The sequence below is a fragment of the Mesorhizobium sp. P2_C7 genome (genome assembly GCF_056404515.1).
Window position 1 is genome coordinate 66,232 of sequence record NZ_JBFUDW010000017.1, and the last position, 25,669, is coordinate 91,900.

A 25,669-nucleotide genomic window follows, 5' to 3' on the forward strand; every position below is an offset into this window, starting at 1 on the left:
GCGCCCTCTCTACTCGCCGGCCAGCCATTCCAGCGACCAGTGCGCCGGCTTTTCCACGGCGAGCACCCTGTGCAAGGCAGGCATCAATGTCCGCAGTTCGCCCTCCAGCGTGAAAGGCGGGTTGACCACCAGCAGGCCGCTGCCGTCGAGACTGGGTTGCGAAGAGGCGGGCCTGATCTCGAATTCTATGTCGAGCAGCTTCGGGATGCCGGATTGCTTCAGCGCCTTGCGGAAAGCGATGATCGCCTTGCGGTCCTTGATCGGATACCACAGCCCGTAGATGCCGCTAGGCCAGCGCTTGTGCGCCCTTATGAGCCCGTCGACGAGGCGCTCGAACTCACCAGCCTCCTCGAATGGCGGATCGATCAGCACCAGGCCGCGCTTTTCCTTCGGCGGCAGATGCGCGCCGAGCGCCAGCCAGCCATCGAGCTCGATGACACGGGTCTGGAAATCGCCGGCAAAGAGGGTTCTCAGCTTCGCGACATCCTTGGGATGCAGCTCGATCGCCGACAGCCGGTCCTGCTTGCGCAGGAGATGGCGCGCAATCATCGGTGAGCCCGGATATTTCTGGATGCCGCCCTCGGGATTGAGCGACCGCACGGTCTCCAGATAGGGCGCGAGCAGTGCCGTCACCGGCGCGGCGAACGAGGCATCGATCAGCCGGCCGATGCCGCCTTGCCACTCGCCGGTCTTTTGCGCTTCGACCGAGGACAGATCGTAGCGGCCGATGCCGGCGTGGGTGTCGATGACGCGAAACGCCTTGTCCTTCTGCTTCAGATAGTCGAGCAATCGCGTCAGCACGACATGCTTGACGACATCGGCGAAATTTCCGGCGTGATAGGCGTGGCGGTAGTTCACTTGGAGCCCCTGCCCCAGCGCGGCGGTGGCGGCTGCGAATTCGGATTTTCCGGCCGGCCGCCACGACTGCGGAGGGAGAACAAAAACCCGATCAGGCCGACCGCCATCAACGCGTAGCCGACCGGCCGCGCGCGGCCGTCGATCTCGCCGGCACCGGAGCGCAGGATCAGGTCGACCGCGCGCATCGGAATGTCATCGGCATCACCCGGGCCGACGGTGAAGAGGTACGGACCCGGGCTGACGCTCGCGATCACGCCGGCCTCATCGCGAAAAATCTTGTCGGGCAGCTGCGGGCTGGCCTGGCGTGGGTTGTCCGAATGGTTGAACTGCAGCGTTGAGGCAAGCACCGTTCGGCCATTGGTGGCCGATGTCAGCGTCAACACCGTGCGCTGCTGTGAGACGATGCGCTCGGTCCTCGCGGTCAGGTCGACCAGCACCCGCACCGGTGCGTCGCGGCTGCTGAGCGGCACCGTCAGCGGTTTGAAGCGGCCCTGCTCGTAGACACGCCATGTGCCGATCTCGTGGCCGGAGAAATTGCTCATCGCCCAGGGATAGATGAAACCGGTGGCGATGCCGGCGAGCAAGATCAGGACAAACAGAAAGCGCATTCAGGCAGCCACCTTGTAATCGTACCTTGCCGGACAACTAGCTCGCATTGGTGTTGTCGCGCAGGCGTTCCATTTCATCCAGCAGCATCTCAAGGCCGAGCTCGAATGTCTTGTCGAAACCGGCCCTACCAAAATAGGCCCCGGCTGTCATGACGCTGGGAAAATCCCGCGCCAGCTGCTCGTCACTGACCGTGGTCACCGCCGAAGGACCCTTGGCGTAACCTGCGGTCTCGTCGAGGATCGCGCCCATAAGGTAGTAGCTCGTGGCGCGGAACAGCCTTGCACTCAGCTCCGGACCGAAGCCGCCTGCTTCGAACAGGCCGATGACACTATCCAGCTTGGCAAGACATGCTGGCGAATTCATGCGGTAGACGACAACGAACGGCGCGAAGGCCGGATGCTCGGTCGCGACGCGACGGTATTCCTGCATGCCGACGCGGATCCTTTCGCGCCAGGGCATGCTGGCGTCGGGGATAACAATCGCGCTGATCTGCCGGTCGACCAGCGCCTCGTAGAGATGCGCCTGCGAAGGGAAGTGATGATAGATGCTCATCGCCTCGCAGCCGAGCGCGGCCGCCAGCTTGCGCATCGAAAAGCCGGTAAGCCCCTCACGCTCGATCACCTGGAAGGCCGCGTCCTCGATCATCTCGCGAGACAGCCGACCGCGCACTCTCTTTTTCTTGATCGATGAGTCCATGGCGTCGCTTGACAACTTACACTGTAAGGTTCACTTTCGACATTACCTTACACAGTAAGGCTAACAAAGACCAGAGGAGAAAACCATGTCGAACCGTCGCATTTCCAAATCCGTGCAGTCGTCCATCCGCCGTGCGTTCCTGCTCACCGCCGCAGCCTGCATCCTGTCGCTCGGCGCGGCTCCGGCCCATTCCGATGAATACGATGCAACCATCAAGGACATCCAGTCGACCATGGGCGGTGTGCCCAGCTTTGTGAAGCAGTTCCCCAAAGCCGGCCTGCCTGGGGCCTGGGCCGAGGTCAAGGCCATCCAACTCAGCGACAAGACAGCGCTGCCACCAAAGGTCAAGTCGCTGATCTCGCTGGCGGTGGCGGCGCAGATACCTTGCAACTACTGCATCTGGTCGGACACCCAGGACGCCAAACGCGCCGGCGCCACCGACGAAGAGATCCAGGAAGCCGTGACAATGGCTGCGCTGACCCGCCACTGGAGCACCATCTTCAACGGAATGCAGGTCGATTTCGACACGTTCAAGAAGGAAATGGGCGGGGAGTAGCATATCCCGACCCTCGAAACGGGCAGCGATTCCGGACCGATCCGAGATAGCGTGGTCGCCTTGGTTCGTCGCTTATTCCTGATTGTGATGGCCCGCGGATGCGGCCATCACGGTCCCTTCGCACAGTCGCACCCGGCTGCCGTTCCGCCCACTGCCCGATCGAGGGAACCGTGGAAGACGACACTCTACCTGTGCGCTCAAAAGCCATGCTAAAATGACCGATACTCCCCTGCGAAATGTATACCTATGCGCGCATTGCCACAAAATGAGACCATTGCCACGGCCTTGGCGAAGAGGCGGCTTGATGCACGAGCATTACAAGCAACACCGGGAAAATGCGTGAGAGCCAACTTCACCGTCGGTCAGCAATTTTTTTATCGCTTTTCGGCTTTTTGTATAATTTCTGCAATATCAGGCTGTGACGCGTCAGCTTTTTATCAAGCTTCATTGATGAAATATGGACATCAGAATCTTTATATTTGTAGCCCGAGCGGTTTTGGGCAACAATCCCATTGCACGCTGAAGGTCTGACGATCGCTCCAGATCGCTTAAGTCTATTTTCAGTTGTATTTTTCCTGGACTATACGCTGAATTGGACCATGGGTGCCGATTCCGGCATTTCCTCGCCGTCAGGGTTTCGACATCGCCTGGAAACAGCTTGCCAGGCCTGTCGACGGATTTTTCGGCAGCCAACCAATACATTGATTCACAACGAGGATCCGCTTCCGGAACAGCGCGGGTCCGACCGGCTCATGATTAACCATTCGCGAACAGACACGGTTAAGGTTTCGCTAATTTAGTTGACTAGGATTTCCACAGGTATATTTTCAAAGCGTTGGGATGTGCAATTTGGGCGAGCAATCGACGATGATGACACTGGGCGTGTGATCGCGATTTCGGGGCGCAGAGAAATGCTGAACAGCAGCATACAGATCGTGTAGCAGCACAAGCTCCGCGAGCCCAAGAACATTGGCGCACATCAATGATGGCGGTTCCGCAGATGCGGAGGTTTGCCACGTTCTGAAGGACGTGGCCGGGCAATGCTTTTGTCCCGGCCCGGGCGGTAGCGTGCGCGGTGCGTGAGAGGAAAGCATGAGTAAGCTCATCAAGGTTCTGAAACTGGAGTCCGGGAGCGGTCAAAGGGGCGCCAACCAAAACCGAAGCCGCGCCCTGGTCGCCGGAGGTGCGGGATTTTTGGGATCGCATCTGTGTGAACGTCTTTTGCGGGACGGATATGACGTTGTCGCGCTGGACAATTTTCACACCGGCAAGAGATACAATCTCAATGCCCTTCTGCGTAATCCGAGATTCACGTGCATCGAGCACGACATCGTCAATGCGCTGCCTTTGGGTCTTCAGTTCGATGAGATCTACAATCTCGCCTGCCCAGCCTCTCCGCCGCACTACCAGGAAGACCCGATCCATACCTTCAAGACAAGCGTGCTTGGTTCGCTGAACCTTCTGGAACTGGCGCGACAGAACAACGCCAAGATATTCCAGGCCTCGACGTCCGAAGTCTATGGCGACCCTTTCGTGCACCCACAGCCTGAGAGCTATTTCGGCAACGTCAATACGCATGGACCGCGGTCCTGCTATGACGAGGGCAAGCGCTCGGCCGAAACCCTGTTCTTCGACTATTCGAGAACATATGGCCTCGATATCCGCGTCGCCCGCATTTTTAACACCTATGGCCGTCGCATGCAGCCCGATGACGGGCGCGTGGTTTCGAACTTCATCGTCCAGGCGCTGCGCGGCCAAGACCTGACCGTCTATGGCAGCGGCATGCAGACGCGTTCCTTCTGCTATGCCGACGACCTGATCGAGGGCTTCGTCCGGCTGATGAATGCGCCGAGTGCGCCCGCGCATCCGGTCAACCTCGGCAATCCCGGCGAATTCACCATCATGGAACTGGCGACGCTGGTCATCAGCTATACCAACTCCCGATCGAAGATCGTACATCGGCCTCTGCCGGTCGACGATCCCAGACAGCGCAAGCCGGACATTTCCTTTGCCAGGGCCAATCTCGGTTGGGAGCCGAAAATCAGCCTGAGCCAGGGGCTCGCGCAGACCGTCGACTATTTTGACACCCTGCTCTACGGAAGCAAACTGATCAAAGGGGCCGCGGCGTCATGACTCGCCCGGCAATCCTGGTCACGGGTGGGGCCGGCTTCATCGGCAGCCACACCTGCAAGCAGTTGGCCGGCGCCGGCTATTTGCCTGTGGTTTTCGACAATCTGAGCCGCGGTAACGAGAAATCCGTCGCCTGGGGTCCGCTTGTCGTCGGCGATATCCGGGACAGGGATGCGCTGCAGGGGGCAATCAAGACGTACCGGCCGACAGCGGTCATCCACTTTGCGGCGCTGGCCTATGTCGGCGAGTCCGTTCAGGAGCCGGCTGAATACTATTCGACCAATGTGACCGGCACCATCGCGGTGCTCGATGCGGCGCGAGCGAACGCCATCGACAACATCATCTTCTCCAGCAGCTGCGCAACCTACGGCGTGCCGGACGCGTTGCCTGTTCGCGAGACGTCCTCGCAAAATCCGATCAGCCCTTACGGGCGCACCAAGCTGATGGGCGAACAGATCATCGGCGACTATGCGTCCGCATACGGAATGAAATTTGCCATCCTGCGCTATTTCAACGCTTGCGGCGCCGACCCCGACGGCGAGCTTGGTGAGTGGCATTCGCCCGAGACGCACCTGATTCCCAGGGTGCTCATGGCTGCATCAGGCATCATCGACGAGATCGAGGTTTTCGGCACGGACTACGACACGTCGGACGGCACGTGCGTACGGGACTATATCCACGTAAGCGATCTGGCCCGCGCCCATCTGAAAGCTCTCATGCATCTCGAGGGCGGCGGACAAAGCCTGGCGGTCAACCTCGGCACTGGCCGGGGCGTATCCATCAAGGAGATTGTCCAGGCGGTCAGCCGAATGACGGCAAGACCGGTTCCGGCCGTCTTCAGGACCCGGCGCCCGGGAGACCCGGCGGAGCTCTACGCCGATCCGGGAAGCGCACGCGAACGTCTCGGCTTTGTGCCGGAGCTTTCCGACATCGACACGATCGTCAGGACGGCTGCCCCCTTCTTTGGCCTGAAGGCGAAATCGACGAGACTGCCGCCTACCAAGACGGCAGCGCCTGTCGCCGCTCGGTGGCTCAGGAATAGCGGGGGCGGCAGCTCGCGCGCTGGCCAAATCCGCTAGGGCTGCAGATATACGGCGAGTTCCCCAGGAACGTGCCGCCATTGCCCGGATTGTAAGAGGCCTTCACCGGCGCCGGCGTACGCACCTTGATCCGCGGCGGCGATGCAAAAGCGTAGGCTCTTTCAATGGTCCGCACCGCGCTCGTCATATAGACAAGAGGCTCGCTTCTGGACGAATGAGCGATGAACGTGGCGCGGACTGGCTGGACCGCGGGTTTGCTGCCAAGCGAGTGGACCACAGGCTTGACCGAATTGGTCTTGGTTGCATCGACGCTCTGGCAACCCGAAACCATCGCGATCGCCACCGCAGCCACAATCATGAATGCGCTGTTCTTGCCCGAGCGAAACGCGCCCATTGCGGAATTTTTCATTAGATGTCCCCTGCCAAAGGCGCGTTGCGACATACTTTGCTTTCGTCGCTTTCACGCCGCGTAAGCGACTGCTCGCTACCACATACGCAGGAACATTAGACTTCACTTATTAAAATTCATGAAAACCGAATGGTGAGCTTACCGTCTGGTCGTTCCGTCGGATTTTATTAAAATGCGATCAATCTGCAATCGGCCCGCCGACGGCACTGGCCGGACTGCTTGACGCTTCACGATAAGCGATTCGGCAACGCCTTGACAGGCACCGACAGGAGCATCCTGGCTCGACACAGAGACGGATCTGGATTGTTTCTCGACCGGTCAGGATGGGTGCCGGCGCGGGGTTGCGAAAATCACTGGGTGTGTCATGGCTCGTGCGAGGTGGCAGTTCCGCTCAACCGCCGCTTTTGACCGGCGCTGGCTTCCGATCAGGGCTGATCATCTGACGCATCTTGTCGAAAGTCGCAGCGGTCGTGTCACCGGATTTGAACTTGTTGTACTCCTGCCCGGGCTGCGCCGGCGACGCCTGGAAAACGTACCAGGAACCGCTCGGATCCTTCATCTGGTATATCGTGCCGCCCAATCGGTGATGGCTGAAGCAGGTTCGCCCCTGCGAGCTACCGGCAAGTGTCGTCCATTTTGCATCCATGCATAATTTGCCATTCTCGGTGATCAACCACCTGCCCTGGCCGATCGACGCGTTCGCGCCGCCGGTCCAGGCGCGAAGTTGGCGCCCATCCTTGGCAAAATAGGCTGCACCGTTTTCCCAGACCCATGTGCGGCCAGCATAAAGGGGAAACAGTTCCGCCGGAGTGAGCGGCGCTGCCGCGGCGACCGCCGACAAATCAACCTCTTCGGCTGTCGCGGCGTTTGGGCCGCTGACCAACAGCGGCTGCGCAACAATCATCGTCAACAGAAAGCAGCGGATCGACAGGACACCAACCACAGAAGTGATCCTCCAAATGACAGCCGGCTGAGGGTGAGACAGGGCGCCAGCGTACCATCTGTCGCTTCTGTCTGTCACCGCTTCTCGTTCCAGCCAGGATCGAGGTAGAAGTTGCGGTCGCCGGTCTCGCCCCGGCCAGCGCCGGAAACCACATAGGCGATCCTGACGATTCGAACGCTACCGGCGCCCTGCTGCAGCCCATAGATGCCTTCCAGCCCGCGGTCGTAAAATCCCGCCGCCGGAACCGAGAGCGCAACACAGGCGAGCGATGCCTGCCAGGCGAGTTTCACGCCATTGGCTCGCAGCGAAATCCTGTTCTCGACGAGGTGCCTGGTGACGATCACAACCACAAGCAGCCCGTAGATCAGCGCATTGAATGCGGCGAACCAGTAGAAGCCGGTGGAATTGGAAGGATGATCCACCAGAAGAACCGGCAAGGACGCACCAATCGCAAGCACCACATACGGAACGATGACGCGCGCTGGCAGAAGGTCCTTGGGGCCGCTGCCCTTGGGAGTAACGCGGAAATCGACGAAGGATTTGGTCAGATAGTCGCGGATTGACGACAGCGTTCCGGCGAGCACCCATGGCCAACGCGCGAAGAACAGGAACAGCGTCCCTTCCCAACTGAGCGTCTTGGCGGTGATCGGGCGCGAAAGCCCGAACGCCTTCAACATCATCACGAGGACGATGAGGGCAATCGAATTCGGCGCATAGTAGAACAGGAAGTCGGCATACATCACGTTGGCGAAGTTCTGGCCCGAACAGAGCGCGTAGATGGGCATGACGTACATCAGAAGCGCAAATGTCGCGAACAGCGGATACCAGAGCTGGCAAAACAGGAACTGAAATTTCAAGCGCGGCGGCAACTTGGAAAGGTAGCTGGGCGAGTATTCGAGCAAGATCGTCATCAGGCTCCGCGACCACTGGAATTCCTGCGTGACAAGATCGGCAAAGGTCTGCGGGCCATCGCCATGCGCGATCGCGTCGATGGCATGCACACCGCGCCATCCGGCCGCATTGATCAGCATCGACGTTGAATGGTCCTCGGCCAGTTCCGGGCCAAGACCACCCGCTTGCCTCAGCGCGGCGGTTCGCACGGCATAGTGCGAGCCGATGCAGAGCGGAGCCCCGCCGCCCGTATGGCCGGACTGCAAGGGACCGTGGAACATCCCTTCCGGAAACAGCCTGCCGCGCGCCGACCAGCTCTCTGCGGCATTGTTGTCGCAAATGCTCGGCGCCGAGACATAGCCAACCGCGGGATCTGCGAAGGGAAACAGGATTTCCCTCAGATAGGTTGGCGTCGGCACGTGGTCGGCATCCAACTGAGCGACGAAATCATAGCGCTCATAGCCATAATGATCGTAGAAGAATGCCAGGTTCCCTTCTTTGCAGCGCGTCCGGCGCGGCCACACCTTGCGATGATAATCTTCCCGACCACGTCGGGTCGAAATCATGACATTGTGGGCCTCGCACCAGGCGATCGTCTCCTCGGATGGGTCCTCGTCTGCCAGCCAGGTATCGTGTGGATAATCCTGCACCAGCATCGCTTCGAGCGTGCGCGCGACCACTGCAAAAGGCTCGGACGGCGCCTTGGTGACCACCATCGCGACCCGCGAATGCTCAGGGATTGCGTGAAGCTTCGACGGCTTTTTCGACGCATGCACATTCAGGAGGAAGTACAGTGGCATGAGCGTGAGCCATACCAGAATGAGCGTCGCGAATGCGTATGGCCCGACATGCTCGACATGCTCGGGCTTCAGCCACCAGAACCAGAAGAATCCGAGCGTGACGAACCAGAACGCCAGGGCCAGTCTCAAGACCCATTGCTGGGCGGCCGACAGCACGGGCACCAGAAAAGGGCCCTTCCGCGCAGTGGCGAGAGCCGTCTCAGGTCGCCGTGCCCGCCTGTTCGCATGGTCGACAATGCCTGCCTGAACGGAAGCACTCATACACTTACCCGCCGCCACTTTGGGCTCTCCGCCGACAGATGGCTGAAAGCTCTCAAATCCCGGCGACAGAATCAGTCCGCGCCTTGTTAGAGTCAACTAAATTAAGCGTTCGTTAACCATGATTCTTGAGATCTGGTTAACCTAACACCTTGAATCGGGAGGGGAATAACCGCGACCGACGCAGCCCAGCAATGACGAGCCGGCAAAGTTTTCTTGTGTCGGAAGTTCGCTGTTGGTCGAGGCTTTCCGGTCGCGATCAGGCTCGAGAGCAGCGTTAACCATGTTGTGAAAGACAGGGTTAAGCAACCGTTAATTGCGCTTGACTCCTGGCCGCGACCGGCTCTTAAATTAGCCTGGGATGATATATCGGGATATTGGCGCGAATTTGTGAGTATCGCGGCGAACCTTCTCTCTATAGAGCGTCTATGTCGGCGCCTGAGAGATAGATAATCGTTTGGTGGGCTCTGTGCGAAGGTTCGCACACCCGCCTATGGTCGCTCAGAAATCCCGCGGATTCCACCAGTATTGCCGATCGGTTGGGTAGTCGTGTCGATCAAGCATCGGCGCGCACGGGCGAGGCTTCAACTTCCGCAGGATGTTGAAGCTATGGGAGTATAAAACATGAAACACACCACAGCAAACGCACTTGCGATCGCGCTTGTATTGGGCGCAAGCGCCGCGTTCCCCACTGCGGGAAGCGCCGGCTCCGTGGCCACGACCGACCCCGTTCAGACGAGCAGCGCCGCGTCGGCGTTCGGATCCTATGATCCCTACGGTGACTTCAGCGCCGACAAGAGCGCCAGCATCGAAGAGTTGTTCCTGCCCTGGGAAGACGTCGACCTGGCGAGCCTTCCCCTGGCCGACGCCTATGCCCTTCAGCGAAACCGATCGCTGTTGATCACCATCGAGCCGTGGACCTGGTCGAAGGACTGGCGCATCACTCCGACCGAACTGCGCAACGGCATATTGAGCGGCAAGTATGACGCCAACATGCAGGCAATCTGCAATTTGGTGGGAGCCATGAAGAGCCCGGTAACCATTCGCTGGGCGCAGGAAATGGAGGACAAGAACGGCCGCTTCACCTGGGCCAACTGGGCTCCCAAGGACTGGATCGCCGCTTACAAGCGCGAGGTCGATATCTGCCGCAAGGCTGCCCCCGCCGCCAAATATATGTGGTCACCCAAAGGCGAAGAGGGTCTGGAAAAATACTATCCCGGCGACGACTACGTCGACGTCATCGGCCTGTCGGTGTTCGGCCTGCAGAAAAAGGACAACAACGAGACCGGTCACGACAGGACGTTCGCCGAGGCGCTCAAGCCCGGCTATGACCGCGTCGCGGGCTTCAACAAGCCGGTCGTGGTGGCGGAGCTCGGCTATGTCGGAAAGCAGGAATATGTCTCGAAATGGGAAATCGATTCCCGCAAGTCCTATTCTGAATTTCCGGCCCTGACCTCGGTCGTCTACTTCAACCAGAAGGAAGTGTGGCCGTGGCTGGGTGGCTATGGACTGCCCGATTGGAGGGTTACCCAGCATATCTTGCCCTAGGGGTGCTGTACCGGGTGTGGTGCAAAACTGGGCGTGGCGTAAAATAGTGGGGTAGGGTCGTGAAACGAGTATTGGGGAATTGTATCGGAACGGCGCTTGCCTGTTCCATCGGTGTCTTTGCCTTCCAGCTTCCAGCGGCAGCGATGACAGCGGCGCAGGTCGCCGAACTGGCCAGCCAAGCGGAGGCGGTGCCCGATGCGGGTATCTACCAGATGTACCAGAACCGATCGTGGCTCTGGGGTCAAAACGGCGCCGGATTTTTTGCCGTGCAACGCCGCCAATTCAGCGCCTGGACCTCGGACAAGGGCAAACTGGGCTACGGCGACGGCATCTGGTTCCTCCCTGGAGGAGGCAAGCTGTGCTTCCGCGCAAAATGGCATGGAGCAGGAGGTGACTCCGATGCCCTCACCTGTTTCGAGCATCGCCAGGCCGGCAGGGTGGTTTACCAGCGCAAGATTCCGGATGGCGACTGGTACGTTTTCAGGAACTCGGATCGCAACATGGCGGACGAGTTCATGAAAGTAAAATACGGCGACTACGCCACCTGGAAACAAAACCGGATCAAGGCAAGGCCGTAGACAGGGTCATGCACGACAAGCCGCTGGCCTACGCCTTGCGCTCCCAGCGGCGGTCCGGCGTCTGCTGCCAGTAGGTGACGGCGTGGCCGGCGTCCTTCATCGTCTTCCAGTGCCTCCGGGCCGCCTCGACCTGGGCGGCATCGTGGCCGTCGAACAGGAACACCGCGCGCTCGTAACCGCCGAGTTCGGGCGGCATGGCGCCATCGACCAGGAAGCGGATTTTTGCCTCGTTGAGATTGCCGTCGCCGGTGGTCAACAGAATCGGCTGTTCACCGGGATAGGCCTCACGATCGGTTGCATGGGCGAGGAACGAATCGTCGCGAAAAGTCCAAAGATGCTGGTCGAGCGCATCGCGGCGTTCCTCGGTGCCGGTCTGCACCACGGCGCGCCAGCCACGGTCGATGCTGCGCTCCAGGAGGCCGGGCAGTGCATCCTCCAGCGTCGATTCGGTCAGGTGGTAGAACAAGACGTCGGCCATCGCCTCAGCCTATACCGGATGAACCCGCTTACTGCTCATAATTGTCTCGCACCAGCCGATCGAGCAGCCTGACGCCGAAACCGGAACCCCAGGACTGGTTGATCTCGTTCGATGGCGAGCCCATCGCCGTGCCGGCAATGTCGAGATGCGCCCATGGGGTCTCCTTGACGAAGCGCTGCAGGAATTGCGCGGCGATGATGGCACCGCCATAGCGGCCGCCAATGTTCTTCATGTCGGCATTCTTGGAATCGATCAGCTTGTCATATTCGGCGCCGAGCGGCATGCGCCACAGCCGCTCCTGCGTCGCCTGCCCCGCCGCCGTCAGCCTTTGCGCCAATTCGTCGTTGTTGGAAAACAGGCCGGCATGGTGCTGGCCAAGCGCCACCATGATGGCGCCGGTCAGCGTCGCCAGATTGACCATGAATTTCGGCTGGAAACGGTCGTTGCAGTACCACAGCGCGTCGGCCAGCACGAGGCGGCCTTCGGCGTCGGTGTTGAGCACCTCGATGGTCTGCCCCGACATCGAAGTGACGATGTCGCCGGGGCGCTGGGCATGGCCGTCGACGGCGTTCTCGACCAGGYCGATGACGCCGACGACATTGGCCTTCGCCTTGCGCGCGGCCAGCGCATGCATCAGGCCGGTGACGGCGGCGGCACCACCCATGTCGCCCTTCATGTCCTCCATGCCGGAGGCCGGCTTCATCGAATTGCCGCCAGTGTCGAACGTGACGCCCTTGCCGACGAACGCAACCGGGCTGTCCTTTGGCTTGCCGCCGTTCCACTGCATGATCGCCATGCGGGCGCCGCGCGGCGAGCCCTGCGCGACACCGAGCAGCGAGCCCATGCCGAGCTTCTTCATCTCCTTCTCGGCCAGGATCTCGACCTTGACGCCGAGCGCCTCGAGTTCCTTGGCGCGGGCGGCGAACTCAACCGGGCCAAGCACGTTTGCCGGTTCGTTGACCAGGTCGCGCGCCAGAAGCACGCCGTCCATCACCGCCTCGGCATCGGCGAAGGCCTTTTTCGCAGCGGCCGGAGCGGCTGTGTGGATGGTGACCTTGACCGGCTTTTTCGGCTCGGCCTCGTCCTTGTCCTTCCTGGTCTTGTACTTGTCGAAGGCATAGCTGCGCAGAAGAATGCCTGCCGCGAGGCTTGCCGCCTCCTTGCCGCTCGGCGAGGCGCCGACCATTTCAAGCACCACGGCCACGTCGGTCGCCTTGCGTAGCGACCCGGCAATGGTGCCGCCAAGCTTCAGCCACGCATATTCGTCGAGCCCCGACATCTTGCCGGCGCCGATCGCCACCAGTCTGTCGAGCGACGCTCCTTCGGGCGCCAGGACTTCGACGGTGCTGGCGAACTTGCCGGTGAATTCGGCGACCGGAAAGGCCCGCTCCAATGTCTTGCCCGGATCGCAAGCCTTGGCGGCGTCGCTCAGGCCGCCCTCATCCGCCGACAGCACGAAGACCGTGCCATTCTTGGGTGCGGAAAATTTGGCGAAGGCGATCGACGGTCTTTGGCTCATCATGTCCTGCTTTCGGAAAATGCGTAGCTTTTGGGGAAGTGGTTCGAAGCGATGCGCGACATTTGGTCGTTTTCCCGCATTTGGCAAGACTTTGCCAAATTCGCACCCCATATGACCAACGGAATCGATGGTGATTCTTCGCGGCACGGCCCCGCTTTTTGCCGCAACTTGTTGTTAACCATCGATGTTCTCCCTTTCTTATCCATTGCCGCCGACACTCCGACCGCCGGGGCGCGCACAATGTGGGACGGAACCGGATCGACCATCCATGGAGCCAGTTGTGCAGGCGCCGCCGGACAGCTACCTTGTGCGGTGGCATGATGCCGTTCGAGAAAATCGAGAAAAGCCTTCATGAAGGTCATTGAACGCTACATCATGCGCCGCGCTTTCGTGGTCTTCCTGGCTGCGCTGGTGTGGACGCTGGCCATCGTCTGGACCACGCAAGTGCTGGCCAAGATCGACCTGGTCACCGACAGCGGCCAGTCGTCGCTGACCTTCTTCGAGGTGGCCGCCCTCATCCTTCCCTCCATCATCCCGATCGTCGTCCCCTTTGCGGTGGTGGTGGCGGTGGCACAGACACTTAGTGTCATGAATTCGGATTCCGAGCTCGCCGTCGTCAACGCCGCGGGCGCCTCGCGCTGGACGATCGTGCGGCCGATCATGCTTCTGGCACTCGCGGCCAGCGTCTTTTCCTTTGCCGTCGACAATGGCATCGACCCTTATGCTCGGCAGAAGAACCGGGCCCTGGTGGCGGCGTCGCACGCGGACCTGCTGTCGCTGATCATCCAGGAAGGCACCTTCCGCAAGATCGAGGATGGGCTGTTCCTGCAGATCGGCGAGCGGCTTCCCGACAATCGTCTGGGCGGCATCTTCGTCGCGGATTCGCGCGAAGAAGGGGTCAACCTCGTCTACTACGCCAAGACCGGCAGCATCATCGAACGCGGCGGCGAAAAGGTGCTGATGATGAATGACGGCGTCATTCATCGCAAAACACTGACCGGCGACCTGTCGGTCATCCGGTTTACATCCTATGCCTTCGACATGTCGGCCTTCATGGCGGCGGCCTCGGAGGTGACGCTGCTGCCGAAGGACCAGACGACGCAGTACCTGCTCAATCCAAACCCCAACGACAAAAACTACCAGCAAATCCCGCTTGAATACCGGGCCGAGCTCAACCAGCGGTTTTCGGAATGGACCTATTCCATCGTCTTCGCACTGATCGCGCTCGCGGTCGCCGGGGACGCGCGCTCGCACCGCGAGGCACGCGTCAATCCGCTGATCACGGCGATTTCAGTATCGCTGTTCGTGCGCTGGCTGGGCTTCTTTGCCGCCAGCAAGGCCGATGAGGTCCCGCAATATGCCTATATGGTCTACGGCGTGCCCATCGTGGCATCGGCGGTGGCGATCTGGTTCATCGTATCCAACCGGACCTTGGAACTGCCGGTAGCCTGGGCGGACTGGATGACCAATTTCGCCACCCGCATCGGTGACAACTGGAACGCGCTGAAGCTGCGTTTGTCCGGCACTTCAGGGCAAGGGGTCAGCTGATGGGCTGGACGCTGGGCCGCTATTTCTTCTTCCGCTACGTGACGATCACCTTCTGGTTCTTCATCGGCCTCCTGGCGCTGGTGTTCCTGATCGATTTCACCGAGCTTTCCGGCCGCACCACCGGCCTGCCCGGCTTCACTTACGGGACGGCAGTGGCCATTTCCGGGCTTCGGATGCCGATGATCATGCTGCAGACGGTGCCGTTTGTCGGCCTGTTCTCGGCGATGGCGACGCTGGTGTCGCTCAACCGTCGCTACGAACTGGTCATCGCGCGTTCCGCCGGCGTTTCGGCCTGGCAATTCCTGTTGCCGTGCTGCATCGGAGCGTTGCTGTTCGGCATCCTGTCGGTAGGCGTCATCAATCCACTCGCCGCGCACGCCTTTTCCTGGTCCGAGCAGATCGAAACCGAGCTGCGCTCCGGCAAATCGAACACGGTTTCGGCCGATGCCGCACCCTGGATCCGGCAGAAAACCAGCTCCGGGGACACCATCATCGGTGCGCGTGCCATCCTCAACCAAGGCCTCGAGATGGCCGATGTCGTCTTTTTCGTTCTCGACCCGCAAGGCAACATCGTCGAGCGCAAGGATGCCGCGCGCGCCTTCCTGCGCGACGGCTATTGGGAATTGCAGGACGTCAGGACGTTCCAGAACGGCACGATCCAGACAGCGACAAACGATCGCGTGCCGACCAATCTGAAGCCCGAATTCGTGCAGGAGCGGCTGGCGCGTCCCGAAACCATTCCGTTTTATGATCTGCCCGGAAAAATCGAGGTTGCCCGCTCCTTCGGCCTCAAGGCAAATGCCTTTGCCATGCAGTTTGATTCGCTGGTGGCGTTGCCGTTCCTTCTCGTCGCCATGACGCTGATTGCGGCAACGGTTTCAATGCGATTTGCTAGGATGGGACAGTCAGCGACGATGATTCTGGGTGGCATCGTCGCCGGCTTTCTGCTTTATGTCGTTTCGGTTCTGGTGAAGGCATTCGGCGTGGCGGGATTTGTGCCGACTGTCGTAGCCGCCTGGGTCCCGGTCGTGGTGGCTATGTTCTTCGGGGTGACTTTCCTGCTATACAAGGAAGACGGCTAGTGAGGGAGGCGTTTTTGCCCAGCAACAGGCAGGCCGGTTTGGCGCGCCTCTATGCGGCTAGCGCCTTGGCGTGCCTGCTTGCCTGCGCCGTGCCGATGCCCGCGCTTGCGCAGGACGTCAGCGACATGGCGGCCACGGTTCCGTCCGGCTCGCAGATGCTGCTGGCGGCCGACACGCTGGTCTACAACAACGACAACCAGACGGTGACCGCCGTCGGTGGCGTGCAGATCGACTACGGCGGCAATCGCCTTGTCGCCCAGCGGGTTGAATACAACCGCAACACCAAGCGGATGGTCGCTAGCGGCAATGTCGAGGTCGTCAACAGCGACGGCACCAAGATCAATTCGGAACATATCGACATCACCGATGATTTCGCCGACGGCTTCGTCAACGCTTTGCGCGTCGAAACCATCGACAAGGCCTATTTTGCCGCCGAAAGCGCCGAGCGCATGGGCGGCGTGCTGACCACGTTCCACAATGGCGTCTACACCGCCTGCGAACCGTGCGAGGACAAGCCCAACAAGGCGCCGACATGGCGCGTCAAGGCCAGGAAAATCATCTGGAACGGCGAGAAGAAGACGGTTCGCTTCGAGAATGCGAATTTCGAGTTCTTTGGCTTCCCCCTTGCCTACCTGCCCGCGTTTGAGATTGCCGACCCGACAGTGAAGCGCAAGAGCGGCTTCCTGATCCCCAGCATCGTCTACAAGAGCGATCTAGGCGTCGGCGTAAAGGTTCCCTATTATTTCGCCTTGTCACCGACCTACGACCTGACCGTCACCGGCACCGGCTACACCAAGCAAGGCTTCCTCGGTGAGGCCGAGTGGCGCCAGCGCTTCAACAATGGTCAGTACAGTTTGAAGATTGCCGGGATTCAGCAGCGGGATCCTGATGCCTTCCTGGACACGGATGCATTCCCAGCCACTGCTGGCCACAACATCAATTCGGGTGAAGTTGGCGATCCGAACAAATTCCGCGGCATGATGGGCACCCAGGGGCAGTTCGCCATCAATCCGCGCTGGAATTTCGGCTGGGATGTGCTGCTGCAGACCGACAAGAACTTCTCGAACACCTACGGCATCGACAAGTACGGCAGCAGCGTCCACCAGTCGTCGGTCTACCTGACGGGTCTCAACGGCCGCAACTATTTCGACCTGCGCGCCATGCACTTCGAGGTGCAGGAAGATACGCCCAACAGCAATATCTCCGCACGCAGCAATCAGCAGCCCTGGGTGCTGCCGACGCTCGACTACGCCTATATTCCCGACATGTCGGTGGCCGGCGGTCAGTTGTCACTCAATGCCAACGCGCGCGTCATCCGTCGCGACGATCTCGATCAGACCTACTTCACCCCCTACACACCGGCGTCGGGTGTCCAGCGTGTCCGCGGCATCGAAGGCGAATCCGGACGTCTCACCACCGAGGCCGAGTGGAAGCGGTCCTACGTCACTGACAACGGGCTGGTGCTGACGCCATTGCTCGCGCTGCAGGGCGATGTCGACTACGTCAACGCGTCATCGGCTTCGCTTGCCGCCGTCAACCAGATGGCAACGAATTTGGGCCAGCAGGACGATATGCCTTCCTCGTTTGCTCGTTTCATGGCGACCGCCGGGCTCGAAATGCGTTGGCCGGTGCTGTTTTCGGCTGCCAATTCGAGCCATGTGGTCGAGCCGATGGCACAGGTCTTCATGCGCCCGAACGAGCAATATGTCGGCGGGCTCGCGGTTCCCAATGAAGACGCCCAAAGCATGGTCTTCGACGCGACCACTTTGTTCGAACGCGACAAGTTCTCCGGCTACGACCGTGTCGAAGGCGGTTCGCGCGCCAATGTCGGCCTGCGCTATTCCGGCTCCTACAACAATGGCTGGGGCACCAATGCCATTTTCGGCCAGTCCTATCAGATTGGCGGCGAGAATTCCTTCGCCGCGCCGGATCTGGTCAATGTCGGCGCCTTCTCGGGCCTCGACAACACCAAGTCGGACTATGTCGGCCTGTTTGGCGTCAACAGCCCCAATGGCTTTGCTGCCTCGGTTAGCGGCCGGTTCGACGAACAGACTTTTGAAATGCGCCGCGGCGAGCTAAAGGCCGCCTATACCGGCCTGCCGGTATCGCTGACCGCCAAATACGCCTTCATCCAGGCACAGCCGCTTTACGGTTTCACGACCGACCGCCACGAAGTCACGCTTGGTGCGTCGACGCATCTCGCCGAGAACTGGCGCGTCTTCGGGACCGGAACCTACGATTTGCAGGAAAGCCTGCTGGTCAGCGACGGCGTCGGCTTCGCCTACAACGATTCCTGCTTCACCTATCTGATGACGTACTCGCAGTCGCGCGACCTGAACACTCGGGAGGTGTCGCAGACCATCGGCTTCAACCTGTCGTTCCGTACCCTCGGCGATTTCGGCTCGTCGAGCAGTGCCATCGACACGATCCAGTAACAGTCGGCGACATCGTTTCGCCGCATAGGGCTGGCACGGATTTGGTGCACCCGGAACGCATGAATTGGGCGGAACCGGGATAGAATTGGGATGCCAACGATGAGGAAATACCTCTTTTCAGCAGGGTTCGCGCTGCTTTTAGCGGCGACGTCCGTGTCGGTCACCGTGATGACGCCGCCGGCTTTCGCCAGCGAGATCAAATACGTCGTCAACGACGTTCCGGTCACCTCCGGCGACATCGCGCATCGCGCCGCCTTCTTGAAGCTGCAGCGCAAGAAGGGCGATGCCGCCCAGGAAATGATCGACCAGACGCTGCGACTGGCCGAGGCCAAGCGGCTTGGTATCCGCATCAGCGATGCGCAGGTCGAGGCTGCCTACCAGCGCTTTGCCTCGAACAACAAGATGCAGCTCAGCCAACTCGACGGCGTCATGGAGAAATCAGGCGTCACAAAGGGCCACTTCAAGGAATTCATCCGCGCCCAGATGGCCTGGAACCAGGCCTTGAGCGCGCGTTACCGTTCCGGCGATGGCACCGGCGCCGTCAGCGAGCAAGACCTTGTCAGGAAGATGCTCGAAAAAGGCGGCTCCAAGCCGAGCGCTACCGAGTACATGCTGCAGCAGGTCATCTTCGTGGTACCAGCCGCCGAGCGCAGCGCGACGCTGGCCAAGCGCAAGCGTGAGGCCGACGCCATGCGCGCCCGCTTCAACGGCTGCAACACGACGCATGAGTTCGCCAAGGGCCTGATCGACGTCACCGTTCGTGACCTGGGCCGGGTGCTGGCGCCGCAACTGCCGTCGGACTGGGCCGAGCAGATCAAGGCAACCAAGGTCGGTGGCGCAACCATAACGCGCGAGACCGAACGCGGCGTCGAATTCATCGGCATCTGCTCGTCGCGCGAAGTCTCGGACGATAAGGTTGCCCAGATGGTGTTCCAGAGCGAAGGCTCAGGTGGTGACAAGAACGCCGATGAGCTCAGCAAGAAATATGTCGACGAGTTGAAGGCGAAAGCCCGCATCGTCAAGCGCTGACGTGGACAGCACAGTGATTGCGCTCGCCTTGAGCGCCGGCGATCCGTCCGGCATCGGGCCGGAGATCGCGATTGCCGCGTTCATGGCGCGCGAGGCCGCAGCCTTGCCTCCCTTCTATTTGCTCACGGATCCGGCGCTGATCGCCTCCCGGGCCCGGCTCCTCGGCATTTCGCTGCCGGTCGTTGAAACGACACCCGCGCAAGCGGCGCAAGTGTTTGCACGCGCCCTGCCGATCGTGCCGCTGGCTGCCCGCTGCATCGACAGCCCCGGCCGGCCGGACCCGGCCAATGCGGCCGCCACCATCGAAGCCATCGACCGCGCCGTCGCCGACTGCCTTGCCGGCGACGCCGCCGCTGTCGTCACCTGCCCGATCGCCAAGAAGCCGCTCTACGATGCCGGCTTTGGCTTTCCTGGTCATACCGAATATCTGGCGCATCTGTCGGCCCGACACACTGGCGTCGAGGCGATGCCGGTGATGATGCTGGCCGGCCCCGAGTTGCGCACCGTCCCCATCACCATCCACATCGCCCTGGCGGCGGTGCCCACGGCGCTGACCACCGAATTGATCGTCGCGACGGCGCGCATCACCGCTGCCGACCTCATCGGCCGCTTCGGCATCGCCAGGCCGCGGCTGGCCGTTGCCGGGCTCAATCCGCATGCGGGTGAAGGCGGTGCCATGGGTCTCGAGGACGAGCGCATCGTGCGCCCGGCGGTCGAAATCCTGCGCGCCGAAGGCATCGACGCTTTCGGCCCCCTGCCCGCCGACACATTGTTCCACGCCCGGGCCCGGGCCGGCTACGACGCGGCCCTATGCATGTATCACGACCAGGCGCTGATTCCGGCCAAGGCACTGGCCTTCGACGAGGCGGTGAATGTCACGCTCGGCCTGCCCTTCATTCGCACCTCGCCCGACCACGGTACGGCCTTCGACATCGCCGGCAAGGGCGTGGCGAGGCCCGACAGCCTGATGGCGGCGCTGAAGCTCGCCAGGCGATTGGCCGACAGCGGCACGAGGGCCGCCGCAGTATGAGCGCTTCCTGCCTGAGCCTGCGCGCATGAGCATCGATGGGCTGCCGCCGCTGCGCGAGGTGATCGAGCGTCATGGGCTGCAGGCAAAGAAGGCGCTCGGCCAGAATTTCCTGTTCGACCTCAACCTCACCGGCAAGATCGCCCGCACCGCCGGCGACTTGTCCGATGCAACCGTGATCGAGGTCGGTCCCGGCCCTGGCGGGCTGACCCGCGCATTGCTCGCCAACGGGGCGCGCCAGGTCATTGCCATCGAGCGCGACGAACGCTGCCTGGCGGCGCTCGCCGAAATATCGGATCATTATCCCGGCCGGCTGGAGATTGTATCCGGCGATGCGCTGAAGACGGACTTCGCAGCCCTTGCCGATGGGGGAGCCGGCGGCCCGGTCAAGATCATCGCCAACCTGCCCTACAATATCGGCACGGAGCTGCTGGTGCGCTGGTTGACGGTCGGCGAATGGCCGCCCTTCTATGCATCGATGACGCTGATGTTCCAGCGCGAGGTGGCCCTACGCATCGTCGCCACACCCGGCAGCGATGCCTATGGCAGGCTTGGCGTGCTGGCCGGCTGGCGCACGCAGGCCAGGATCGCCTTCGATGTGCCGCCCCAGGCGTTCACACCGCCGCCCAAGGTCACCTCTTCTGTGGTGCATCTGGAGCCGCGCGCGACACCCCTGCCCGCCGATGTGAAAAAACTCGGCCGCGTCACCGAAGCCGCCTTCGGCCAACGCCGCAAGATGCTGCGGCAGAGTGTGAAAAGCCTCGGCGGCGAAGCTTTGCTCGAACGCGCCGGCATCGATCCGACACGCCGCGCCGAAACACTCAGCGTCGAGGAATTCGTGCGCCTGACCAACACGATGTAGCTTTCTTCTCCCTGTTCACAGGGGAAGGAAGAAGCATCAGCCGGTCTTCTCGTCCAACAGTCCAGAGACGAAATCGAACAGGCCGGGCCGGCGATCGCGTCTCAGCCGCTCGGCGACGACGATGCCGCGCACTTCGGCGAAGGCGCGGTCGAGGTCGTCATTGACGATGACGAAATCATATTCCTTCCAGTGCTCGATCTCGTTGCGGGCGTTTTTCAGCCGCGTCTCGATCACCGCCTCCTGGTCTTCGGCGCGACGCTTCAGCCGCGCCTTCAATTCCTTCATCGACGGCGGCAGGATGAAGATCGAGACGATGTCGGCGCGCATCTTCTCCTTGAGCTGCTGTGCGCCTTGCCAGTCGATGTCGAACAGCATGTCGCGCCCTTCAGCCAGCGCCAGTTCGGCCGGCTCGCGCGGTGTCGCGTAGCAATTGCCGTGCACTTCGGCCCATTCCAGCAGGGCGTCGGAATCGCGCAGCCGCTCGAAATCGCGCATCGTCCGGAAATGGTAGTGAACGCCTTCGATCTCGCTGCCGCGGCGCGGTCGGGTGGTGACCGAGACCGACAGTTCGAGGCTGGAATCGCTTTCCAGTAGGTTGCGCGCAATCGTCGACTTGCCGGCGCCGGATGGCGACGACAGGACGAGCATCAGGCCCCGGCGGCGAATGCGGGACCCTAAATCCTTGGCAACCATCGGCTACTCCAGATTCTGGATCTGTTCACGAAACTGGTCGACCACGGCCTTCAGCTCCAGCCCGATCGCGGTGACCGTAGCGGCGTTCGACTTCGAGCACAGCGTATTCGATTCGCGGTTAAATTCCTGTGCCAGAAAATCGAGCTTGCGGCCGACCGCGCCGCCGCCCTCAAGCAGTGCCCGACCAGATGCGACATGCGTTTTCAGGCGATCGATCTCTTCGCGAATATCGGCTTTGGTGGCCAGGAAAGCCGCCTCCATGTGCAGCCGGCTGGCGTCCAGATTGGCGGACGCGTCCATCAGCAGCCTGACCTGCTCGGCGAGGCGTTCGCGGATCGCCGCCGTCTCGCGCGACGGATCGGCCTCGGCCCGCAACGTCAGCGCCTCGATTGCGTCGATATGGCCCGCCAACAGCAGGGCCAGCGCGGCACCTTCGCCCTGTCGCGCCTGTTCCAGCCCTTTGAGGGCCACCTCGAGCGCAGCCGTGATCGCGATGTCGAGCGCAGCGCGCACCTCTTCGGTTTCGACAGTCTCGGGAATATCGAGCACGCCGCGCAGCGAAAGCAATCCGTCTGATGTCGCGGGGGCGACACCGAATTGCTCCTGCAACCGCTTGGCGAGCCCCGCAAGGTCCTTCAGAAAGACTTCGTTGACGACGGGCTGCGCCTGCGCGCCGGCGGCACGGCCAATGGTCAGCGTCGCCTGGAAATTACCCCGCGCAAAGCGCTTCTGAAGCGTCTGCCTGACAGCCGGTTCCAGCCGCTCGAAACCTTGCGGCAATCGCAGCCTCACTTCGACGCTCTTGCCGTTGACGGACTTGACCTCCCAGGCGATCGCGGTGCCTTCATGCTCGGCGACGGCACGTGCAAAACCGGTCATGCTCTGCAAATTCATGTCGCCCACAAGTCCCTGGCACATCGCTCCGAAACCGGTTTTCCGGAGGGGAGCACGTGCTGCTTAAAAATGACTGCGCCGCAGGCCCGCCGAAATCGGACGCGCGGCGCTGCTCCAAATGTCAGGGGCGCCGCCTTGTGGCAACGCCCTTCTTCGTCCTACTGGGCAGCGCCCGCATCGCCGCCGCCGCTGTCGTCGCCTCCGTCAGCCGGCTTGTCAGCATTGCCGTCAGCCGGCTTGTCGGCATTGCTGTCGCCGGCGCCGGTGGTGTTGGCGCCTTTGGCGGCGTCGTCGGCCTGCTTTTTCTGCAACGCGCGATAGCGGGCGACGTTCTCATTGTGCTCTTCGAGCGTCGCGGCAAAGACATGGCCGCCGGCACCATCGGCGACGAAGTAAAGATCGTCGGTTTTCGACGGATTGGCCACCGCCTCCAGCGCCGCCCGACCCGGATTGGCGATCGGCGTCGGTGGCAGGCCGTTGATCACATAGGTGTTGTAGGGCGTCTGCTTCTGGATGTCCGACTGGTAGATCGGCCGGTCCGCCGGCTTGCCCTTGCCGCCGAACAGACCGTAGATGATGGTTGGGTCGGATTGCAGGCGCATGCCCTTGGCCAGCCGGTTCAGGAAGACCGCGGCAACCCGTGAGCGCTCGTCACCCTTGCCCGTTTCCTTCTCGACGATGGAGGCCAGCGTAACGAACTCTTCGACATTGGCCAGCGGCAGGTCCGGCGCGCGCCGCTGCCAGACTTCGTCGACCAGCTTCTTCTGATCTCCCAGCAGCTTGTCGATCATCTGCTGGCGTGTCGCGCCGCGCGTGAAGCGCAGCGTGTCGGTGGCGAGGCTGCCCTCGGGAGGAGTGGTCGCCGGCATATCGCCGCTCAAGGCCGGCTCATCGGCGATGCGCTGCAGCGCCTGCTCGACCGTCAACCCTTCTGGAACGGTCAGCGAATACATCACCGACTTCCCGCTCTTCAAAAGCTCCATGATGTCGCGCATGGAAGCCTTGGGCTTGATCTCGTACTCGCCGGCCTTCAGCGCCGAATCATTGCCGTAGGCGCGCACGCCAAGGCGGAAGATCCGGGCGTCGCTGATCAGTCCGCGGCGTTCGAGCTGGTCGGCAATATCCTGGACGCCGGTATTCGGCTTGACCAGGAACGTGTCGCCATTGGCCGAGGGGCCAGCTTCGGTGAATTCCTGCTTGCCGAAATAGACCGCGGCGCCGGCCGCCAGAACCATCAGCATCACCACGGAGATGACGAAGTTCATGAACACGACGACCTGGCTGCGCGAAGCACGCGAGCGCTTCGGCGGCGGTGTGCCGGCCTCCGGCCGCAAGGCCTCGCTCGCCGTCTTCGGCATGATCGGCCCCGATGCCGGACGCTGTCCGAATTCTCCGTTGCCCGCCGGATTTGTGTTCATTTTGCCCTACCGTTTGATCGCTCAACGAATCCCCTGCGGCAGAGTAGGGGCGAATATGGCAAAATTGACGGCATGCCGAAGCATCGCCGGGCAGTTGGACGATCAGCCATTATAGCGCTGGAAGACGAGCGAAGCGTTGGTGCCGCCAAAGCCGAAGGAATTGGACAGTGCAACGTCGATCTGGCGAGCGCGCGGCTTGTTGGGCACCAGGTCGATCGCGGTCTCGCGCTCCGGGTTGTCGAGGTTGATGGTCGCCGGCGCGACATTGTCACGAATGGCGAGGACCGAAAAGATCGCTTCGGCAGCACCGGCCGCCCCCAGCAGATGGCCGATCGACGACTTGGTGGACGACATCGAAATCTTCGACGCGGCATTGCCGACAAGCCGCTCGACGGCGCCGAGTTCGATCGTATCGGCCATGGTCGAGGTGCCGTGCGCGTTGATGTAGTCGACATCGGCGGGCGTCAGCTTGGCCCGGTTCAACGCCGCCGTCATGCAGCGGAAGGCGCCGTCGCCGTCTTCGGCAGGCGCTGTGATGTGATGGGCATCACCGGTGAGGCCGTAGCCGGTCACTTCGGCGTAAATCTTGGCGCCGCGCGCCTTGGCATGTTCGAGCTCTTCAAGCACGACGACGCCGGCGCCTTCGCCCATGACGAAGCCGTCGCGGTCGCGGTCATAGGGGCGCGACGCCGTTTGCGGCGCATCGTTGCGATCGGTCGACAGCGCCCGGCACGCGGCGAAGCCGGCGATCGACAGCCGCGTCACCGGCGCTTCGGCGCCACCGGCGACCATCACGTCGGCATCGCCCCACATGATCAGCCGGGCAGCGTCGCCAATGGCGTGCGCACCGGTCGAACAGGCGGTGACGACGGCGTGGTTCGGGCCTTTCAGCCCGTGCCTGATCGAGACCTGCCCGGAGACGAGATTGATGATCTGGCCGGGGATGAAGAACGGGCTGATGCGGCGTGGACCGCGTTCCTTGAGGATCATCGCGTTCTCGGCGATGCCTTCGATGCCGCCGATGCCGGAGCCGATCAGCACACCCGTGGCGCACTGCTCGGCATRGGTCTTTGGCTCCCAGCCGGAATCCTTCAGCGCCTCGTCGGCGGCGGCAATCCCGTACAGGATGAAGTCGCCGATCTTGCGCAATTCCTTCGGCTCGAGCACGGCCTCGGGATTGAAGGTGGCATTGCTGCCATCGCCACGCGGAATGACGTGGGCGATCTTGCAGGCAAGATCCTCCACCTCAAACTCGGTGATGCGCTTGGCTGCGCTGCGGCCGGTCAGTAGTTCCTTCCAGCTGTGCTCGAAGCCCATGCCGAATGGCGACAACAACCCAAGGCCCGTGACGACGACACGCCTCATCGC

At 61.6% G+C, this 25,669-nt stretch carries 25 protein-coding genes; 12 read left to right on the forward strand and 13 right to left on the reverse strand.

Going from position 1 to position 25,669, the window contains the following annotated elements; translation table 11 throughout:
* Window positions 1–9: 9 nt before the first annotated feature.
* Genes AC1D2G_RS28755 through AC1D2G_RS28765 form a run of 3 tightly spaced genes read right to left on the reverse strand, consistent with a single transcriptional unit; the run spans window position 10 to window position 2,163 of the window.
* Entirely contained in the window at window positions 10–858 is an 849-nt protein-coding gene (locus AC1D2G_RS28755) for a 23S rRNA (adenine(2030)-N(6))-methyltransferase RlmJ (RefSeq protein ID WP_477418312.1), read from the reverse strand.
* The gene (locus AC1D2G_RS28760; protein WP_477418314.1) at window positions 855–1,466 is read right to left on the reverse strand and encodes a hypothetical protein; all 612 of its coding nucleotides are present in this window, start codon (window positions 1,464–1,466) and stop codon (window positions 855–857) included. The genes AC1D2G_RS28755 and AC1D2G_RS28760 overlap by 4 nt, the downstream gene beginning before the upstream one ends.
* Before the next feature lie 37 nt (window positions 1,467–1,503).
* On the reverse strand, window positions 1,504–2,163 hold the full coding sequence (locus tag AC1D2G_RS28765; protein WP_477305840.1) for a TetR/AcrR family transcriptional regulator: 660 nt from the start codon (window positions 2,161–2,163) through the stop codon (window positions 1,504–1,506).
* Between the two features lie 85 nt (window positions 2,164–2,248).
* Here AC1D2G_RS28765 and AC1D2G_RS28770 point away from each other — a divergent pair, with 85 nt between their 5' ends.
* The 3 genes from AC1D2G_RS28770 to galE all read left to right on the forward strand — a co-directional run bounded on the left by AC1D2G_RS28770 (window position 2,249) and on the right by galE (window position 5,928).
* Window positions 2,249–2,719 carry a carboxymuconolactone decarboxylase family protein gene (locus AC1D2G_RS28770; RefSeq protein ID WP_477226289.1) on the forward strand — a complete coding sequence of 157 codons (471 nt, stop codon included), beginning with the start codon at window positions 2,249–2,251 and terminating at the stop codon, window positions 2,717–2,719.
* A gap of 1,092 nt (window positions 2,720–3,811) precedes the next feature.
* Entirely contained in the window at window positions 3,812–4,852 is a 1,041-nt protein-coding gene (locus tag AC1D2G_RS28775; RefSeq protein WP_477418315.1) for a UDP-glucuronic acid decarboxylase family protein, read from the forward strand.
* A complete protein-coding gene (gene galE / locus AC1D2G_RS28780) occupies window positions 4,849–5,928 on the forward strand; it encodes a UDP-glucose 4-epimerase GalE (RefSeq protein ID WP_477305834.1) in 1,080 nt (359 codons plus the stop codon). The genes AC1D2G_RS28775 and galE overlap by 4 nt, the downstream gene beginning before the upstream one ends.
* Here the strand turns inward: galE and AC1D2G_RS28785 are convergent.
* From AC1D2G_RS28785 to AC1D2G_RS28795, 3 genes are all read right to left on the reverse strand, one after another.
* Window positions 5,882–6,331: a hypothetical protein gene (locus AC1D2G_RS28785; RefSeq protein ID WP_477418317.1), complete on the reverse strand. Its 450-nt coding sequence runs from the start codon at window positions 6,329–6,331 to the stop codon at window positions 5,882–5,884. The genes galE and AC1D2G_RS28785 overlap by 47 nt on opposite strands.
* Before the next feature lie 358 nt (window positions 6,332–6,689).
* Window positions 6,690–7,319 (reverse strand): DUF995 domain-containing protein, encoded by a 630-nt coding sequence (locus tag AC1D2G_RS28790; protein ID WP_477418319.1) that lies wholly within the window; start codon window positions 7,317–7,319, stop codon window positions 6,690–6,692.
* The gene (locus AC1D2G_RS28795) at window positions 7,316–9,193 is read right to left on the reverse strand and encodes a glycosyltransferase family 2 protein (protein ID WP_477418321.1); all 1,878 of its coding nucleotides are present in this window, start codon (window positions 9,191–9,193) and stop codon (window positions 7,316–7,318) included. Before AC1D2G_RS28795 ends, AC1D2G_RS28790 begins: the two co-directional genes overlap by 4 nt.
* Before the next feature lie 621 nt (window positions 9,194–9,814).
* Between AC1D2G_RS28795 and AC1D2G_RS28800 the strand changes: the two genes are divergently transcribed.
* Window positions 9,815–10,738: a glycoside hydrolase family 26 protein gene (locus AC1D2G_RS28800; RefSeq protein ID WP_477305826.1), complete on the forward strand. Its 924-nt coding sequence runs from the start codon at window positions 9,815–9,817 to the stop codon at window positions 10,736–10,738.
* Between the two features lie 59 nt (window positions 10,739–10,797).
* Window positions 10,798–11,316 carry a DUF995 domain-containing protein gene (locus AC1D2G_RS28805; protein WP_477418323.1) on the forward strand — a complete coding sequence of 173 codons (519 nt, stop codon included), beginning with the start codon at window positions 10,798–10,800 and terminating at the stop codon, window positions 11,314–11,316.
* Window positions 11,317–11,344: 28 nt separating this feature from the next.
* On the opposite strand, the gene AC1D2G_RS28810 is transcribed toward AC1D2G_RS28805, so the two are convergent.
* Genes AC1D2G_RS28810 through AC1D2G_RS28820 form a run of 3 tightly spaced genes read right to left on the reverse strand, consistent with a single transcriptional unit; the run spans window position 11,345 to window position 13,675 of the window.
* Window positions 11,345–11,794 (reverse strand): DNA polymerase III subunit chi, encoded by a 450-nt coding sequence (locus tag AC1D2G_RS28810; RefSeq protein WP_477305824.1) that lies wholly within the window; start codon window positions 11,792–11,794, stop codon window positions 11,345–11,347.
* Window positions 11,795–11,822: 28 nt separating this feature from the next.
* Complete coding sequence (locus AC1D2G_RS28815) at window positions 11,823–13,313, reverse strand: leucyl aminopeptidase (RefSeq protein WP_477418325.1); 1,491 nt, start codon at window positions 13,311–13,313, stop codon at window positions 11,823–11,825.
* A complete protein-coding gene (locus AC1D2G_RS28820; protein ID WP_477418327.1) occupies window positions 13,313–13,675 on the reverse strand; it encodes a hypothetical protein in 363 nt (120 codons plus the stop codon). The genes AC1D2G_RS28815 and AC1D2G_RS28820 overlap by 1 nt, the downstream gene beginning before the upstream one ends.
* Between AC1D2G_RS28820 and lptF the strand changes: the two genes are divergently transcribed.
* From lptF to rsmA, 6 genes are all read left to right on the forward strand, one after another.
* On the forward strand, window positions 13,665–14,861 hold the full coding sequence (gene lptF, locus AC1D2G_RS28825) for an LPS export ABC transporter permease LptF (protein ID WP_477418329.1): 1,197 nt from the start codon (window positions 13,665–13,667) through the stop codon (window positions 14,859–14,861). The genes AC1D2G_RS28820 and lptF overlap by 11 nt on opposite strands.
* Window positions 14,858–15,943: an LPS export ABC transporter permease LptG gene (gene lptG / locus AC1D2G_RS28830; RefSeq protein WP_477418442.1), complete on the forward strand. Its 1,086-nt coding sequence runs from the start codon at window positions 14,858–14,860 to the stop codon at window positions 15,941–15,943. The genes lptF and lptG overlap by 4 nt, the downstream gene beginning before the upstream one ends.
* The gene (locus tag AC1D2G_RS28835; protein ID WP_477418331.1) at window positions 15,943–18,378 is read left to right on the forward strand and encodes an LPS-assembly protein LptD; all 2,436 of its coding nucleotides are present in this window, start codon (window positions 15,943–15,945) and stop codon (window positions 18,376–18,378) included. Before lptG ends, AC1D2G_RS28835 begins: the two co-directional genes overlap by 1 nt.
* A gap of 90 nt (window positions 18,379–18,468) precedes the next feature.
* A complete protein-coding gene (locus AC1D2G_RS28840; RefSeq protein ID WP_477418333.1) occupies window positions 18,469–19,407 on the forward strand; it encodes a SurA N-terminal domain-containing protein in 939 nt (312 codons plus the stop codon).
* A 13-nt stretch (window positions 19,408–19,420) separates the two neighbouring features.
* Window positions 19,421–20,437 carry a 4-hydroxythreonine-4-phosphate dehydrogenase PdxA gene (gene pdxA / locus AC1D2G_RS28845; RefSeq protein WP_477418335.1) on the forward strand — a complete coding sequence of 339 codons (1,017 nt, stop codon included), beginning with the start codon at window positions 19,421–19,423 and terminating at the stop codon, window positions 20,435–20,437.
* Window positions 20,438–20,462: 25 nt separating this feature from the next.
* Complete coding sequence (rsmA, locus tag AC1D2G_RS28850; protein WP_477418337.1) at window positions 20,463–21,296, forward strand: 16S rRNA (adenine(1518)-N(6)/adenine(1519)-N(6))-dimethyltransferase RsmA; 834 nt, start codon at window positions 20,463–20,465, stop codon at window positions 21,294–21,296.
* Window positions 21,297–21,332: 36 nt separating this feature from the next.
* On the opposite strand, the gene gmk is transcribed toward rsmA, so the two are convergent.
* From gmk to mltG, 3 genes are all read right to left on the reverse strand, one after another.
* Window positions 21,333–21,989, reverse strand: a complete 657-nt coding sequence (gene gmk / locus AC1D2G_RS28855; RefSeq protein ID WP_095086392.1) for a guanylate kinase — start codon at window positions 21,987–21,989, stop codon at window positions 21,333–21,335.
* 3 nt (window positions 21,990–21,992) lie between these two features.
* Window positions 21,993–22,883, reverse strand: coding sequence for a YicC/YloC family endoribonuclease (locus AC1D2G_RS28860; protein WP_457151711.1), 891 nt, complete (start codon window positions 22,881–22,883; stop codon window positions 21,993–21,995).
* A 158-nt stretch (window positions 22,884–23,041) separates the two neighbouring features.
* The gene (gene mltG / locus AC1D2G_RS28865) at window positions 23,042–24,241 is read right to left on the reverse strand and encodes an endolytic transglycosylase MltG (protein ID WP_477418444.1); all 1,200 of its coding nucleotides are present in this window, start codon (window positions 24,239–24,241) and stop codon (window positions 23,042–23,044) included.
* Between mltG and AC1D2G_RS28870 the strand changes: the two genes are divergently transcribed.
* Window positions 24,147–24,416, forward strand: a complete 270-nt coding sequence (locus tag AC1D2G_RS28870) for a hypothetical protein (protein WP_477226447.1) — start codon at window positions 24,147–24,149, stop codon at window positions 24,414–24,416. The two genes, mltG and AC1D2G_RS28870, sit on opposite strands and share 95 nt — an antisense overlap.
* Here the strand turns inward: AC1D2G_RS28870 and fabF are convergent.
* The gene (gene fabF / locus AC1D2G_RS28875) at window positions 24,404–25,666 is read right to left on the reverse strand and encodes a beta-ketoacyl-ACP synthase II (protein ID WP_477418339.1); all 1,263 of its coding nucleotides are present in this window, start codon (window positions 25,664–25,666) and stop codon (window positions 24,404–24,406) included. The genes AC1D2G_RS28870 and fabF overlap by 13 nt on opposite strands.
* Between the last annotated feature and the right edge of the window lie 3 nt (window positions 25,667–25,669).

Excerpts from the sequence above, each read along its gene's own strand:
- AC1D2G_RS28760 (WP_477418314.1), bottom strand. The coding sequence starts at position 1,466 with ATGCGCTTTCTGTTTGTCCTGATCTTGCTCGCCGGCATCGCCACCGGT.
- AC1D2G_RS28810 (WP_477305824.1), bottom strand. The coding sequence starts at position 11,794 with ATGGCCGACGTCTTGTTCTACCACCTGACCGAATCGACGCTGGAGGAT.
- AC1D2G_RS28795 (WP_477418321.1), bottom strand. The coding sequence starts at position 9,193 with ATGAGTGCTTCCGTTCAGGCAGGCATTGTCGACCATGCGAACAGGCGG.
- AC1D2G_RS28820 (WP_477418327.1), bottom strand. The coding sequence starts at position 13,675 with ATGACCTTCATGAAGGCTTTTCTCGATTTTCTCGAACGGCATCATGCC.
- AC1D2G_RS28775 (WP_477418315.1), top strand. The coding sequence starts at position 3,812 with ATGAGTAAGCTCATCAAGGTTCTGAAACTGGAGTCCGGGAGCGGTCAA.
- AC1D2G_RS28785 (WP_477418317.1), bottom strand. The coding sequence starts at position 6,331 with ATGTCGCAACGCGCCTTTGGCAGGGGACATCTAATGAAAAATTCCGCA.
- AC1D2G_RS28800 (WP_477305826.1), top strand. The coding sequence starts at position 9,815 with ATGAAACACACCACAGCAAACGCACTTGCGATCGCGCTTGTATTGGGC.
- mltG (WP_477418444.1), bottom strand. The coding sequence starts at position 24,241 with ATGCCGAAGACGGCGAGCGAGGCCTTGCGGCCGGAGGCCGGCACACCG.
- gmk (WP_095086392.1), bottom strand. The coding sequence starts at position 21,989 with ATGGTTGCCAAGGATTTAGGGTCCCGCATTCGCCGCCGGGGCCTGATG.
- AC1D2G_RS28840 (WP_477418333.1), top strand. The coding sequence starts at position 18,469 with ATGCCAACGATGAGGAAATACCTCTTTTCAGCAGGGTTCGCGCTGCTT.
- galE (WP_477305834.1), top strand. The coding sequence starts at position 4,849 with ATGACTCGCCCGGCAATCCTGGTCACGGGTGGGGCCGGCTTCATCGGC.
- AC1D2G_RS28870 (WP_477226447.1), top strand. The coding sequence starts at position 24,147 with ATGAACACGACGACCTGGCTGCGCGAAGCACGCGAGCGCTTCGGCGGC.
- rsmA (WP_477418337.1), top strand. The coding sequence starts at position 20,463 with ATGAGCATCGATGGGCTGCCGCCGCTGCGCGAGGTGATCGAGCGTCAT.
- AC1D2G_RS28860 (WP_457151711.1), bottom strand. The coding sequence starts at position 22,883 with ATGAATTTGCAGAGCATGACCGGTTTTGCACGTGCCGTCGCCGAGCAT.
- AC1D2G_RS28765 (WP_477305840.1), bottom strand. The coding sequence starts at position 2,163 with ATGGACTCATCGATCAAGAAAAAGAGAGTGCGCGGTCGGCTGTCTCGC.
- lptF (WP_477418329.1), top strand. The coding sequence starts at position 13,665 with ATGAAGGTCATTGAACGCTACATCATGCGCCGCGCTTTCGTGGTCTTC.
- AC1D2G_RS28770 (WP_477226289.1), top strand. The coding sequence starts at position 2,249 with ATGTCGAACCGTCGCATTTCCAAATCCGTGCAGTCGTCCATCCGCCGT.